Below are 13,151 nucleotides of genomic sequence, written 5' to 3' on the forward strand. Positions count from 1 at the left end.
GGCCTACCCGCGCCAGATCCGCAGGTAGGCGTCGCGGTAGCCGCGCGGGTCCCAGGACGTGGCATCGCCGACGTTCGCCGTCGTGGTCAGGTGCACCGGCGTCACGTACCCGCTCGGCGGGTGCCCGGCGAACGCGCGGTTGAGCTCGTCGACGATCTGGCTGCCCTGCGCGTTCAGCGGCTCCGGGACGGTCGCGTGCTGGAACTGCCGGGCGCGGATCCGCTGGAACGCCGACGGGTCCCCGTCCCCGGCGCCGATGGAGTAGGGAGGCCCCTCCCCGGGCTTGCCGGCGGCGCGCAACGCGGGAGCGGCGTCGGCGAAGTAGACGTCGTTGATGGCGACCGAGTACGTCCACAGGTCCCTGAAGCGGGACAGCAGGGACGAGACCTCCTGCGGCGTGCGGGTGCCCGCGTCGGGGAGCGGGATGTTCTCGTAGGACAGGAGCCGGACGCCGGAGCAGGTCGCCAGGGTCTGCTCGATGAGCCGGGACTTGTTCTCGGCGAACGGGATCGAGGAGTCGGTGAAGATCACCACGCCCGCCCGGCCGTTCGACCGGGCGATGATCCAGTACGCGCTGATCCGCGCGACGTCCTCCACCCGGCTGGTGACGTTGGTGAAGAGGCGGGGGTTCGCGCTGGGGCCCGGCGACTTGGTCGCGTGCCATCCCACGAGCTGGATCCCGGCGGCGTTGGCCTGCTTGACCTGCTGCGCCACGGACCCCGGGTCGAACCCGCCGATGACGATGCCCGACGGCCGGAGCGCGACCGCCTCGCCCAGGGCCACCCGGATCCCGGCGGGGGTGCCCTGGCCGTCGATCACGCGGAAGCTCCACCGTACGGACCGGGCGGCCGCCCGTACGGCGTCGGCGGTGCCGGCCACACCGGGGTTGGTCATGGTCGAGGCCACGAAGACGATGCTCTTGCCGGGGACGGCGCGCGGCCCGCTCGTGGGACCGCCCCAGGGCACGTCCGTCGCCTCGGCGCGGGCGACCGCCCGCCTGGCGGTGTGCACCACGTCGTGGCACCCCCCTCCGGGGGCGGGTGGCGGGGTGCCGAGCGAGCAGCCGCCGGCGACCAGGACGAGCGCCACGAGGCGAGCGAGGTTCATGGAAGGCTCCGCACCCGGCCGGCGTGCGCCCGGCGCCGCGCGGAGTAGCCGGCCAGCCCGACGGCGACGAGCAGGGTGGCGCCGTTGAACAGCGGGGTGACCCAGAAGTCCGCCCCGAGCTGGCTGATGCCCGACAGCCCGATGGCCAGGACCGCGATGGCGACGACCGTGCCCCAGGGGTTGGCCCGTCCGGGCTTGATCGTGGTGGAGCCGAGCAGCGCGGCCACGAACGCCGGCAGCAGGTAGTCCAGCCCGACGCTCGGGTTGCCGATCTGCTGCTGGGCCGCGAGGAGCACGCCCGCGAAGCCGGTCACCAGGCCGGATCCGGCGAAGGCGAGGACGACGTACCGGCGGACCGGGATCCCGACCAGCTCCGCCGCCCGCGGGTTCGAGCCGATGACGTAGAGGTAGCGGCCCACGGCGAGCCGCTCCAGCACGAGCCACAGCGCGGCGGCCAGGGCGAGCACGTAGAACGCGGGCGCCGGCAGGCCGAGGAGCGTCGAGTCGTACAGGCCGGTCAGGCCCTCGGGCAGGCCCTGCGGGCCGGGGAAGATCCGGGCGCCGTGGGTCACCCAGCCCGTGACGGCGTACAGGATGCTGCCGGTGCCGAGGGTCGCGATGAACGAGTCGATGCGCGCGAACTCCACCAGCAGGCCGTTGACCGCGCCGACCGCCGGCGCGCCGGCGAGCACGGCCAGGCAGGCCGCGGGCCACGGCCAGCCGGCGTTCACGATCAGCAGCAGCGTCATGACGTGCCACAGGCCCAGGCCGTAGCCGAGGGACAGGTCGAAGTTCCCGGTGATGATGGGGATCATCGAGCCCAGCGCCAGGACCGCGATGATCGAGTAGGCGGAGACGATCGCGGTCAGGTTGGCCATGGTGGGGAACGTGTCCGGCAGGGCGAACGCGAACGCGGCGAACAGGATGACGGCCAGCGCGAGCAGCCCGTAACCGCCGATCAGCCTGCCGGCGGAGGGCCATCTCCGGGGCGTGCGGTCGTCCGTCAGCAACGGCCCGTCCCTGGGGTGGCCGTGGCCGCCCGGGTGAGCGCGGCGACGGTGAGGGCGTCGCCGCTCAGCTCGGCGGTCACCGCCCCGCGCGCGAACACGAGCGCCCGGTCGCACAGGTTCGCGACCTCCTCGAAGTCGGCGGAGACCAGGAGCGCGGCGGACCCGGCCGCCAGTGCCTCGTCGAGCAGCCGGAGGATCTCGGGTTTGGCGCCGACGTCGACGCCGGCCGTGGGCTCCTCCAGGATCAGGAGCCGGCGGCGGGCCCCGAGCCAGCGGCCGATCAGCACCTTTTGCTGGTTCCCGCCGGACAGGGCGGCGAACGGCGTCTCCGGGTCGGCCGGGCGGACGCGCAGGCGTTCGACGATCGCCGCCGTCTCGGCGCGCTCGCGGCGCGGGCTCAGCGGGCTCAGCGGCGATCGGCCGCGCACGCCGGGGTTGGCCAGCAGGTTCTCCCGCACGCTCAGGTCGGCGGCGGCCCCTTCCTCGTGCCGGTCGCCGGACACGAAACCGACCCCCGCGCCGACGGCCGCCGCGACCGAGGCCGGCCGGTACGGGCCGCCGCCGAGCAGCACGCGGCCCGCCGCCATGGGATACGCGCCGGCCAGCGCGCGGCCGAGGTCCACGTGCCCGGCTCCCGTGAGCCCGACCAGGCCGAGCGCCTCGCCGGACCGCAGGTCGAACCCCACCGGCCCCGCCCGGCCGGCGCGCACGCCGTCCAGGCTCAGCAGGACCTCTCCCAGCCGGCGGACCCGGCGCCGCCGGGCCCTTTCCTCGCGCCCCACGATCTCGCGCACCAGATCGGCCGGGTCGCGACCGGCGAGCGGCCCCTGGCTGACGAGGTGTCCGTCGCGCAGGACGGCGACCCGGTCGGCGATCCGGTAGACCTCGTCCAGCCGGTGGCTGACGTACAGGATCCCGTGACCCCGATCGCGGAGCGTGCGCAGGACGTCGAAGAGGCGCTCGCACTCGGCGGCGGGCAGGGAGGCGGTCGGCTCGTCCAGGACGATGATCCGCGCGTGCGTGGCCAGCGCGCGGGCGATGGCGACCAGCGAGCGCTCCGCCCGCGTCAGGTGGGCGATCGGCTCGTCCGGGTCGAGGCGGGCGGCGACGATCCGGAGGGCGTCCACGCAGCTGCGGCGTACCGCGCGCCAGGAGATGAGGCCGCCGCGCCGGGCGTATCCCCTGCCGAGGGCGATGTTCTCCGCGACGGTCATCCACTCCACGAGGCCGAGGTCCTGATGGATGAACGCCATTCCGGCGGAGGCGGCCTGGCTGCCCAGGGGGTGGCCGGCCACGACGACCTCTCCCCCGTCGGCGTGGTGGACGCCGGCCAGGATCTTGATCAGCGTCGACTTGCCCGCGCCGTTGGCGCCGAGCAGGGCGAGGACGTCGCCGCGGCGGAGGTCGAGATCCACTCCGCACAGCGCGTGGATGCCGCCGAAGCTCTTGCGCAGCCCCCGGATCCGGACGAGCGGATCCGGGTCCGCCGCCGATCCCGGCCGGGGACGCGGGTCACTCGCCATCGGGGCGGCGCGATTCCCACGCCTTGACGATCTGCGACCTGGACGAGAAGTTCAGCTTGCGCAGGACGTTCTCGACGTGGCACTCCGCGGTGCGCTGGGCGATGACCAGCGTCTCGGCGATCTGCTTGTTGCTCAGGCCCTTCGCGACCAGGTCGGCGATCTCCCGCTCCCTGCGGGTCAGGAGGGACGTGGCGTCGGACTCGGGCTGGGCGCTCTCCGCGCGCCGCGCGGGCTTCTCGTCCAGCGCGTACGCGGCGGCCTGCTCGGGGGTGAACGCCGCGCCGCGGTCGAAGGCCGCCTTGAACGCCCGCTCCGTGAGATTCCGCCGGAGGCCGGACTCGCACCGGTCGTGGGCGCCGACCAGGTGCCCGAGGCCGGGCAGCGACGTCCCGATCGACTGCCAGACCATGTGGGCGGCGCCCAGCATCTGGGCGGCCTGCTCGTACCGCTCGTCGTCGGCCAGGATCCAGGCCAGCCCCTCCAGGCACTGGGCCAGGCCGAGGTGGTCGTTGCAGCGGACCTTGAGCCGCACGGCGTCCCGCATCATGGTCACGGCCTCCCGGAGCGCGCCCTGGCGCCGCCGGTCGAGGGCCGCTACCCACAGCGCGTACGAGATCGACCATTCGGCGTTCGCGCGCTCGGCCGTCTCCAGCACCTCCTCGCAGAGCGCCGTGGACCGCGGGTCGTCCATGAGGACGGCGGTCATGGCCAGCTGGAAGAGGGCCACCCACGCGTGCCCCCGGTGACCGAGGGCGCGGCGGCGGGTCAGCGCCTCGTCGAGGAGCTTCATGGCCCGGGAGAAGTCGCCGGCCAGCAACGCGGCGAACCCGGTGATGTGCAGTGCGCCGGCGAGCTGGGCCTCGTCCCGAAGCCGCTCCGCCAGCGCCTGGCACTCCTCCAGCAGCGGCTTGGCGGCCTGCGGGTCGCCCCGCAGCAGGACGAGCCACGCGTCGACCCACAGGGCCTTGGCCCGCCCGGCGCTGGCGCCGGACTCCTGCGCCAGCGCCCGTTCCAGCCAGTGGTGGCCCTCGCTCGGGGAGCTCCACGAGAGCCGGTGGCTCCACATCGCGGCGGCGATCTCGAGCGCGGCCCACGCCTCGCCCGGCGCGCCCAGGCAGAACTCCAGCGCGGAGCGCACGTTCCCCTGCTCCTGGATGAGGCGCCCGAGCCAGTCCATCTGGTGCTCGCCGAACCACTCGTCCTCGGCCCGCGCCGCCAGCCGGCGGCACCAGTCGCGGTGGCGCAGCCGCAGGGCCTGGTCCTGGCCGGAGGCGACGAGCCGCTTCCATCCGTACTGGCGCAGCGTGTCGAGCATCTCGAAGCGCACGTCGGAGGCCTGCCCGCGGCGCTGCACGATCGACTTGTCCACCAGCTGGGTCAGCAGGTCCATGAGGCTTTCCGGGGCGATCCCGCCCTCCGAGCACACGTGCTCGATCGCGTCCAGGCCGCAGCCGCCGGAGAAGACCGACAGCCGCTCCCACAGCGTCCGCTCCTCCTCGGAGCAGAGGTCATAGCTCCAGTCCACCAGCGCCCGGAGCGTCTTCTGGCGCGGCGGCGCGGTGGTGGGCCCGGTCGTCAGCAGCCGGAACCGGTCGTCGAGGCGCTCCAGGATCTGCTCCACGGACAGGACCAGCACCCTCACCGCCGCGAGCTCGATGGCCAGGGGGATGCCGTCCAGCCGCCGGCACAGCCGCGCCACCGCCGCGCTGTTGGCGTCGGTGACCCTGAACTCGTGCACGGCCGAGGCGGCCCGGTCCTCGAACAGGCGCACCGCCTCGTTCTCCAGGGCGCCGTCCATCGACATCTCGGCCGTCCCCGGCACGTTCAGCGGCGGGACCTCGAGGATCAGCTCCCCCGGGACGTGCAACGCCTGCCGGCTGGTGGCCAGGACGCGCAGCTCGGGGGCCATCGCCAGCAGGTCGCCGGCCAGCGCGGCGACCTGGGGCAGCAGGTGCTCGCAGTTGTCCAGCACCAGCAGCAGCCGTTTGTCGTGCAGGTACTCGGCGAGGGAGGCCGGATCCTGCCGGGGGCATCCGACGGCGTCGGCGACCGTCTCGGTGAGCAGCGCACCCGCCACCAGCGGGGCCAGGTCGACCAGCCAGACCCCGTCGCCGTACTCGCGTGACATCTCGGCGGCGATCCGCCGTGCCAGCCGCGTCTTGCCCACCCCGCCGACTCCGGTGAGCGTCAGGAACCGGCCGGAGGTGAGCAGGCGCTTGCCTTCGGCGATCTCGTTCCTGCGACCGACGAAGCTCGTGAGCTCCAGTGGCAGATTCCCCGCACGTGACCGCGCCATCGCCCCCATAGCTTCCACAAACCTCGTCACCCGTGCGCGCCCTCGCAGGCCTCGGCTTATTGCTACCCGTGGCGGGCAACGTCATGGCAGTGCGGACGCAAACCCTGTGCCAGCCGCGATCGGGCCGGTCATAGCCGTCCCAAGCGTCCTTGGGCAGGATGCCGACCACGGCCACGGTGGTTGACCTTGGCGAGACGCCGTGCTGAGCTCCGTATGACAGTGGTCGCTGGTCAGCATGTCAGGTTGCCTGGCCGCTTGATATGATGCCAACGAGCGCACAAATGGTCACAAATGAGGAGCATCGAGTAGTGACAGGTGGCAGCGCGGGGTTCTCGGTGACTCCGGTGGTCAAGAGGAGCGCGGCCGTCCAAGTCGCCGACCAGCTCGTCGCGGCGATCCGCGACGAGCAGCTCAAACCCGGTGACAAGCTGCCTTCCGAGCGCGAGCTGGCGCAGAACTTCGCGGTGAGCAGGCCCACCATCAGGGAGGCGCTCGCCGCCCTGGAGCTCGCCGGGCTGGCCAAGTCCCACAAGGGCAGGGGCACGGTGATCACCGGCACCGCGGCCACCGTGGCGACCTGGGGCGTGGAGGTGCTGCCGCCGCAGGTGTTCGAGGCCAGGCTCGCGATCGAGCCCGCCCTGGCCGCGCTGGCCGCGGAGAAGCGCCACCCGGAGGACCTGGAGCTGCTCGAGACCACGCTGGCCAAGCTGGAGGCCGAGTACGCCGAGACCGGCGCCTACGCGAGCGACCTGCCCGTGCACCGGGCCATCGCCCGCGCCGCCCGCAACCCCCTGCTCGAACAGGCCCTCGAAGAGGCGCTGCGGCATGTCGCGGGGCCGTTGTGGCAGGAGCTGCGACGCCGCGCGCCGGCCGAGGCCAGTGCCCGCGACGGCCACGTCGAGGAGTCGCGCACGGTCATCAGGCACATCCGGGAGGGCAATGCCGCCGAGGCGGCGGAGGTGTGGCGCCGGCACCTTCTGACCTACCGCAACGAGATCCTGAGGGCCGCCGCCACCGACGGCTGACCCGCGTCCGCACCCGCCTTGGCGACAGGCGGGTCTTCGTCGTGCTCGCGTGCGGCGGCGTGAAGTCAGGTTGCCCGACATGTTTCCGGCACGTCCGACAGGACATGTGCGACGTAATTTACATTTCCCTCTCTTGACACACTCGATTTGGCAAGAAAGTCTGGCTGGCAACTTACCAGGCAACCTTTCAAGTGAGGGGTGATGCTGTGGATCGGCCGGAGTTCTCCACGCGGGTGGAGCATGATCTTCCGGGGCCGCTCATGTTGTCTGCCGACGTCTTCACCCCGCTCGAGCTCGAAGCGTGGCCGAGCCCTCCGCAAGCTGAACACCGTCTGATCTCCGAGCGGGGTGCCCTGACATAATCGGACAACCATGGGCATCCTGCATATCTTCGACATGGACGGCACCCTCCTGGCCGGATCCACCGCCAGTCTCGAGATCGCCCGCCACACCGGCACCACGCCGCGGCTCCTCGAGATGGAGGCCCGCTTCGCCGCCGGCGAGCTCGACACCCGGGGCTTCTCCGCCGCCCTCCCCGGCCTCTGGGCCGACCTCACCCCTCAGGTCGTGGCCGCCGCCTATGCCGCCGCCCCCTGGCTCGGCGGCATCGCCGAGGTCTGCGCCGACATCCGGGCCCGCGGCGAACACTCCCTGGTCATCACCATGGCCCGGACTTCTTCGCCCGCCACCTGCTGGAGCTGGGCTTCGACGAGGTCGCCGCCTCCAGTTTCCCGCCCCTGCCCTTCACCGCGCCCCTGGACCCCGGCGGCGTCCTGACGCCCGCCGACAAGGTCCGCATCGCCGACAGCACCCGCGCCCGGCTCGGGCTCGGCCGCGAGCAGTGCCTGGCCTACGGCGACTCGATGTCGGACGCGCCGCTGTTCCGCCACCTGCCGCACACCGTCGCCGTCAACGCCGACCACCACCTCGCCGACCTCGCCGCTCTGGACTACCGCGGCGACGACCTCACCGAGGCCTACCGCCTGGCCCGCACCCTGCTCCCCACCGTCACCCCGACGCCCTGAGCCATGGGGGCCTGGCGGTCAGCGGCCGTCCAGCAGGTGGACGGCATCGCCGTAGATGGCCGGGCTCCGATCCACCTCCTCGACGAAGTCCCGCGGGAAGCCGAGCTCGAACTCCACCGCCGACTCCAGCCGCCGCACCGCCTCCTCAGGCAGCACCAGCCCCGAGGCCCCCAGGTTGTCCTTGAGCTGGTCCACGCTGCTCGCCCCGACGATCGGATGCACCCCACGCCCGAGCACCCAGGCCAGCGCCACCTGCGAGGCCGTGACACCCAGCTCGCCGGCCACCTCGACGACCGCGCGCGCCGCGGTCCGGTCCCGCTCGCTCAGGGAGTCGGGCGACACGCGGGAGGCCGGCGCGCCGGGCTCGTTGTACCTGCCCGACAGCACGCCGCGCTCGAGGGTCCCCCACGCCGTCACGCTCATCCCGTACGCCTGCGCCATCGGCAGCAGCTCCCGCTCCGCGTCCCGCCGCAGCAGGCTGTACGGCACCTGCAACCCCGCGAACGGCGTCCACCCGCGCCACTCCGCCAGCGTGTTGGCCCGGCTGGCCAGCCAGGCCGGGGCGTCCGAGATGCCGGCGTAAAGGATCTTCCCGGCGCGGACGGCGTCGTCCAGCGCGCGCATCGTCTCCTCGATCGGGGTGTGCCGGTCCCAGACGTGCACCCAGAAGAGGTCGACGTAGTCGGTACGCAGCCGGCGCAGGCTCTGCTCCAGCGACAGCACGAGGTTCTTGCGGTGGTTGCCGGCGGCGTTGGGGTCGGTGCGGTCGCGGGTGCCGGTGTACTTGGTGGCCAGGACGAAACGGTCACGGCGTCCTTGGAGCAGCTCGCCGACGACGTTCTCGCTCTCACCGTACATGGAGGCCGTGTCGACGACGTTGCCGCCGGACTCGGCGTACAGGTCGAGGATGCGCCGCGCCTCCGGCGACACCTCGCGGTAGGTCATCGCGCCGAGGAACAGCTCGGAGACCCTGAGCCCGGTCCGGCCCAGCAGACGGTAACGCATGCACAGCACCTTTCAGCCACTCGGCCCTCCATGATCCACGACCCGGACACAAGCGTCGAATGCGGCGTGCTTCACCCCGCCTCATGAGCTCCGTACGGGGAGGCTGGTCAGGCCGTGCATGAGCAGCCCCGGACGCCAGGCCAGCCGCTCCTCGGGGACGGCGAGCCGCAGGCCGGGGAAACGCTCCAGCAGGTGGCGGAAGGCCACCGCGCCTTCGGTCCTGGCCAGCGGGGCGCCGAGGCAGTAGTGGATGCCGTGGCCGAACGCGACGTGCTGGCCCGGAGCGCGGGTGACGTCGAGGCGGTCGGCGTCGGCGAACTGCGCCGCGTCCCGGTTGGCCGACAGGAAGGACACCAGCACGAGCTGTCCCGCCGGGATCTCCGTGCCGCCGATGGTGACCGGCTCCTTGGTGAACCTGAGGGTGGACGTGCTGACCGGCCCGTCGTAACGGAGGAACTCCTCGACCGCCGCCGGCAGCAGCCCGGGGTCCGCGCGGAGCTTGGCGAGCTGGTCGGGGTGGCGCAGGAGCGCGAGCGCCCCGTTGCAGATCAGGTGCACGGTCGTCTCGTGGCCGGCGACCGTGAGCAGGAACGCGGTGTCGACGAGCTCCCGCCCGCTCAGCGCGCCCTCCTCGTCCTGGGCCTGCACCATCGCGCTGAACAGGTCATCGGCCGGCGCGGCCCGCCTGGCCTCGCAGAGCTCGCCGAGGTAGGTGATGAACTCGGTGGCGGCCCGCACGACCACCTGCGGATCCAGTACGGCGCCCTCGATGGTGGTGTTGGACCACTTGATGAGCTGCGGCCAGTCGTTCTCGGGGATGCCGAGCAGCTCCCCGATCACCATGGCGGGCAGGGGTACGGCGTAGTCGTGCAGCAGGTCGAACTCCGGGCCCACCTTGTCCAGGAGGCTCGCGCTGATCTGCTCGACACGGGGCCGCAACGCCTGGACGCGGCCCGCCGTGAACACCTTGCCCACCAGCCGCCGCAGGCGGGCGTGGTCGGGCGGGTCGACGAAGAGCATGTTGTGGGGCACCACGGCCTCGTAGCCGCTGCTGTCGCCGCCCTCCAGCTCGTTCGACTTGATCATGTCCGGGTTGTTCGTGAAGTCCTTGCTGAGGCGCGGGTCGGTGCAGGCCGCCTTGACGTCCTCGTACCGGCTCACCACCCAGACCCGTACGCCCTGCGGGGTCGCGGTGCGATAGACGGGGCGCCCTTCGCGGAGCCGCGCGAATACGGGATGCGGGTCACGGAAATAGTCCTCATCGAACAATGTCTCGATCATCGTCACCCTTTCGCGCGCGGAATGGCAGGCGTCCACCTTATGTTCGGGATCGGACCTGGTCTATTTCCGTTTACCGGCTCCTGTTTTCGGCCGCCCGAAACCAGGGGCTCGGTCTCACTGCAACGTTTATGGCATGATCTGCAAAGGAATCGAGCGGGCTATCCAGAAAAAAGCGTGACGATGACAATCGAAAGCCGTCGCAGGCGGGCCCGCTTATACAGCGTCCTCGCGGTAATGGCAGTGGCCACGGCTTCCGTATATCTCAGCCACGGCACGGACGTGGTGAGCCCGGAACGCGAGTCCCGGACCACGGCGGCGCCCGTGGTCGCGAGCGCCCGGGAGACCAAGGACCCGGAGCTGGTGAAGTCCTGCGAGGACGCCCCCGACGAGAAGAGATGCGAGAAGGAAGAGGCGACGTACGAGCGCTGCGCGGCGTCCGGCTTCGCCGGCCGCCGGTGCCGCGACAGCGACGCCCTCCACCGCGACCAGCAGGCTTTCCTGGCCGACTGCAGCCGTGCCGACGTGATCCGGCCGTTGCCGCACACGTGCGCCGAGGGCGCGGAGCCTGTCGGGGAGGCCTACCGGTACTGCCGGTTCCTGGGCAGGTCGGCGCTCCGGTGCGACAGATCCGCGAGGTATGCCGCCTGCCTCTATCGGGGCGGCGGGAAAATCTGCGCCGATGCCGCCCCGGTCTACCGCGCCTGCCAGACGCGGAGCGTCGCCGGCGCGAAGATCGCTCGTCGCTTCTGCATCGAAGGCGACATCCAGTACCAGAGATGCCGGCACGCGCACAGCATCGGCTCGGGCAGCGACATGTGCCGGCCGGTGACGGCCGCCTACATCGACTGCCGACCGGCGGCGGAGGTCGAGGCGTGCGAAAAGGCGCGGGACGACTACGCCAAGGCGCATTATCCCCGGCGCTGATCACCCAGCCCTCAAAGGATGTGCAGGTCGACGGCGTCGGCCATGGCCCGGTAGCCGGCGGGGTTCGGGTGGAGGTGGTCTCCGCTGTCGAAGGCCGGCCGAATCCGATCGGGGTCGGCGGGGTCGGCGACCGCGCGCTCGAAGTCGGCGACCGCGTCGAATTCGCCGCCGGTCCGGATCCACGCGTTGACCGCGTCGCGGACGGCCTCGGCCTCGCCGGGGAGACCGGCCGGCAGGAGGGTGCCGCCGACGATCCGGACGCCTCGCGCGTGGGCGGTGCGGATGAGCCGCCGGTAGCCGTCGATCAGGTCGGCGGCGCTGACCTTGACCGCGGGGGTGGTGCAGGGGGTGGGGTCCTGCATGCCCAGGAGGATGTCGTTGACGCCCTCCAGCACGATCACGGTCTTGACGCGAGGTTGGCCCAGAACGTCCCAGCGGAAGCGCGTCAGCCCGCGCTCGCCCAGGCATGCCGAGTCGTTGAGCAGGCGGTTGCCGGCGATGCCGAGGTTGAGCACCGGCCGCCGGCCGTTCAGCCTGCGGGCCAACGCGTCCGGGTAGCGGTCGTCGGCGTCCTGGGTGGCGGCGTATCCGTCGGTGATGGAGTCGCCGAAGGTCGCCACCGCGGCCGCGCCGCCGTACACGTCCACTCCGGACAGGTAGAACCAGGAGCTGTTGGTCTCGCCGAAGGCGGCCGGGCCGAGGTCGCGGGTGTGGTCGCCGGAGGCCCGGTAGGAGGTGGCCATGGCCAGGTTGTGGTAGGTGGCCGGTCCTGTGGCGCCCCGGAAGTACAGCGTCACGGTCAGCCGCTCTCCCGGCTCGACCGCGAGCCGGACGGGATCGCTGGCGGCCTGCCCGCCGGTGGGGACGGCGACGGAGGCGGCGTGCGCGAAGGTCAGCGGGCGCAGCGTGCCCGCCTGTACGGCGGCGCCCGCGCCGGCCTTGCCCACGCTGGCGCCGGTGAGCCGGAGCGGGGCGGTGCCGTAGGCGTTGGAGAGCCGGATCCGGACCGCCGAGCCGCCGGCGGTGACCCGGACCGCCTGCCGTACGGAGTGGTCGGCGAAGCCCTTCTCCGCCCAGGTGGGATACCAGACGTCGGCCGACGGCTGCTGGACGCCGGTCGCCCAGGCCGCCGCCCACCTGCCGGTCGCCGCGTCGGCGGGTGCCGGTGCCGCCGCCAGGGCGGCCACCAGCGCGGCGGCAGTCGCGATTTTCAGCATGTTGGTGCTCTTTTCAGTCCAGGACGGGGAAGTTGGCGCGGAAGACGCCGTAGGGATCGCGCCGGCGCTTGATCTCGCGCAGCCGGGCCAGGGTGTCGGCGGGGAAGGCTTGGGCGGCGTCGTCCGCCGGCGCGAGAAAGGTGTACGGCTTGCGGCCGCTGACCGCCTGGCCCAGATCCCCGCGATCAACATGAGCATGCCGGGCTCGAGCGACATGAACAGATTGCGGACCAGTACCTGACCCACTGCGGGATCAGGGACAGCGACCTCGGCGATCTCGAAGTCGCCGGGATCGGGCAGGCCCTCCGGGCGTGCGACAAGCCGGACCTCCAGTCCGGTGCGGGAGAATGTCGTGCTTTTCGAAGGTGCGTCCATGCCGACGACGGTAGGGGTTGACCCATACGTGAAGGTCAACCCGTCCGCCTGGTGACGGCCCGAAGACGTACCGGAAACTCAAGCGGATCCCGGCCACTCAAGATCGCCGCGGAATGAATCCGGAAGGCCCATCCCGACGGGTATAGCGTCTGACACGCGAAGTTGATCACGAAGGGTGCCTGCCATTGGACCTGCAAGACACACGGCTGGACATGTCGCAAAGTAAGCGTGTCCACAGAAGAACATAGGTCGTCTGTGGACGCTGGAAAGAGAGCGTTGCGGCTCTGAACTGGGAAAAGACGGGAAAGGCGGAATCAGGGTGTCCCGTAGAGTCTCACGGACGCTCACTGTCGGTGACCATAC

Annotated in this window: 12 protein-coding genes and 1 pseudogene; 4 read left to right on the forward strand and 9 right to left on the reverse strand. The window is 71.9% G+C overall.

Features of this window, described 5'->3' with window-relative positions; all coding sequences use genetic code 11:
• Positions 1–3: 3 nt before the first annotated feature.
• Genes AB0J87_RS36130 through AB0J87_RS36145 form a run of 4 tightly spaced genes read right to left on the reverse strand, consistent with a single transcriptional unit; the run spans position 4 to position 5,936 of the window.
• Positions 4–1,107, reverse strand: coding sequence for a substrate-binding domain-containing protein (locus AB0J87_RS36130; RefSeq protein WP_363972600.1), 1,104 nt, complete (start codon positions 1,105–1,107; stop codon positions 4–6).
• Complete coding sequence (locus AB0J87_RS36135; protein ID WP_363972603.1) at positions 1,104–2,117, reverse strand: ABC transporter permease; 1,014 nt, start codon at positions 2,115–2,117, stop codon at positions 1,104–1,106. Before AB0J87_RS36135 ends, AB0J87_RS36130 begins: the two co-directional genes overlap by 4 nt.
• Positions 2,111–3,640, reverse strand: a complete 1,530-nt coding sequence (locus tag AB0J87_RS36140) for a sugar ABC transporter ATP-binding protein (protein ID WP_363972606.1) — start codon at positions 3,638–3,640, stop codon at positions 2,111–2,113. Before AB0J87_RS36140 ends, AB0J87_RS36135 begins: the two co-directional genes overlap by 7 nt.
• Positions 3,630–5,936 carry a LuxR C-terminal-related transcriptional regulator gene (locus AB0J87_RS36145; protein ID WP_363972609.1) on the reverse strand — a complete coding sequence of 769 codons (2,307 nt, stop codon included), beginning with the start codon at positions 5,934–5,936 and terminating at the stop codon, positions 3,630–3,632. The genes AB0J87_RS36140 and AB0J87_RS36145 overlap by 11 nt, the downstream gene beginning before the upstream one ends.
• 308 nt (positions 5,937–6,244) lie before the next feature.
• On the opposite strand from AB0J87_RS36145, the gene AB0J87_RS36150 reads away from it, so the two are divergent.
• From AB0J87_RS36150 to AB0J87_RS36160, 3 genes are all read left to right on the forward strand, one after another.
• Positions 6,245–6,961 carry a GntR family transcriptional regulator gene (locus AB0J87_RS36150; protein WP_363972612.1) on the forward strand — a complete coding sequence of 239 codons (717 nt, stop codon included), beginning with the start codon at positions 6,245–6,247 and terminating at the stop codon, positions 6,959–6,961.
• 372 nt (positions 6,962–7,333) lie between these two features.
• Positions 7,334–7,738: a hypothetical protein gene (locus tag AB0J87_RS36155; RefSeq protein ID WP_363972615.1), complete on the forward strand. Its 405-nt coding sequence runs from the start codon at positions 7,334–7,336 to the stop codon at positions 7,736–7,738.
• Positions 7,739–7,824: 86 nt separating this feature from the next.
• On the forward strand, positions 7,825–7,986 hold the full coding sequence (locus AB0J87_RS36160) for a hypothetical protein (RefSeq protein ID WP_363972618.1): 162 nt from the start codon (positions 7,825–7,827) through the stop codon (positions 7,984–7,986).
• 18 nt (positions 7,987–8,004) lie between these two features.
• Here AB0J87_RS36160 and AB0J87_RS36165 read toward each other — a convergent pair whose 3' ends face one another.
• The gene (locus AB0J87_RS36165) at positions 8,005–8,991 is read right to left on the reverse strand and encodes an aldo/keto reductase (RefSeq protein WP_363972620.1); all 987 of its coding nucleotides are present in this window, start codon (positions 8,989–8,991) and stop codon (positions 8,005–8,007) included.
• 81 nt (positions 8,992–9,072) lie between these two features.
• On the reverse strand, positions 9,073–10,272 hold the full coding sequence (locus AB0J87_RS36170; RefSeq protein ID WP_363972623.1) for a cytochrome P450: 1,200 nt from the start codon (positions 10,270–10,272) through the stop codon (positions 9,073–9,075).
• A gap of 234 nt (positions 10,273–10,506) precedes the next feature.
• Here AB0J87_RS36170 and AB0J87_RS36175 point away from each other — a divergent pair, with 234 nt between their 5' ends.
• Entirely contained in the window at positions 10,507–11,196 is a 690-nt protein-coding gene (locus tag AB0J87_RS36175) for a hypothetical protein (RefSeq protein WP_363972626.1), read from the forward strand.
• Positions 11,197–11,207: 11 nt separating this feature from the next.
• Here the strand turns inward: AB0J87_RS36175 and AB0J87_RS36180 are convergent, their stop codons facing one another.
• From AB0J87_RS36180 to AB0J87_RS36190, 3 genes and pseudogenes are all read right to left on the reverse strand, one after another.
• The gene (locus tag AB0J87_RS36180) at positions 11,208–12,413 is read right to left on the reverse strand and encodes an SGNH/GDSL hydrolase family protein (RefSeq protein ID WP_363972932.1); all 1,206 of its coding nucleotides are present in this window, start codon (positions 12,411–12,413) and stop codon (positions 11,208–11,210) included.
• A 13-nt stretch (positions 12,414–12,426) separates the two neighbouring features.
• Positions 12,427–12,588, reverse strand: a complete 162-nt coding sequence (locus AB0J87_RS36185) for a BBE domain-containing protein (protein ID WP_363972935.1) — start codon at positions 12,586–12,588, stop codon at positions 12,427–12,429.
• An 80-nt stretch (positions 12,589–12,668) separates the two neighbouring features.
• Positions 12,669–12,788, reverse strand: a pseudogene (locus AB0J87_RS36190) (hypothetical protein); the annotation flags it as partial.
• Between the last annotated feature and the right edge of the window lie 363 nt (positions 12,789–13,151).

It is taken from the genome of Nonomuraea sp. NPDC049625, from assembly GCF_040675285.1.
Classification (GTDB): Bacteria; Actinomycetota; Actinomycetes; order Streptosporangiales; family Streptosporangiaceae; genus Nonomuraea; species Nonomuraea angiospora_A.

Excerpts from the sequence above, each read along its gene's own strand:
- AB0J87_RS36130 (WP_363972600.1), bottom strand. The coding sequence starts at position 1,107 with ATGAACCTCGCTCGCCTCGTGGCGCTCGTCCTGGTCGCCGGCGGCTGC.
- AB0J87_RS36140 (WP_363972606.1), bottom strand. The coding sequence starts at position 3,640 with ATGGCGAGTGACCCGCGTCCCCGGCCGGGATCGGCGGCGGACCCGGAT.
- AB0J87_RS36145 (WP_363972609.1), bottom strand. The coding sequence starts at position 5,936 with ATGGCGCGGTCACGTGCGGGGAATCTGCCACTGGAGCTCACGAGCTTC.
- AB0J87_RS36155 (WP_363972615.1), top strand. The coding sequence starts at position 7,334 with ATGGGCATCCTGCATATCTTCGACATGGACGGCACCCTCCTGGCCGGA.
- AB0J87_RS36160 (WP_363972618.1), top strand. The coding sequence starts at position 7,825 with ATGTCGGACGCGCCGCTGTTCCGCCACCTGCCGCACACCGTCGCCGTC.
- AB0J87_RS36165 (WP_363972620.1), bottom strand. The coding sequence starts at position 8,991 with ATGCGTTACCGTCTGCTGGGCCGGACCGGGCTCAGGGTCTCCGAGCTG.
- AB0J87_RS36170 (WP_363972623.1), bottom strand. The coding sequence starts at position 10,272 with ATGATCGAGACATTGTTCGATGAGGACTATTTCCGTGACCCGCATCCC.
- AB0J87_RS36175 (WP_363972626.1), top strand. The coding sequence starts at position 10,507 with ATGGCAGTGGCCACGGCTTCCGTATATCTCAGCCACGGCACGGACGTG.
- AB0J87_RS36180 (WP_363972932.1), bottom strand. The coding sequence starts at position 12,413 with ATGCTGAAAATCGCGACTGCCGCCGCGCTGGTGGCCGCCCTGGCGGCG.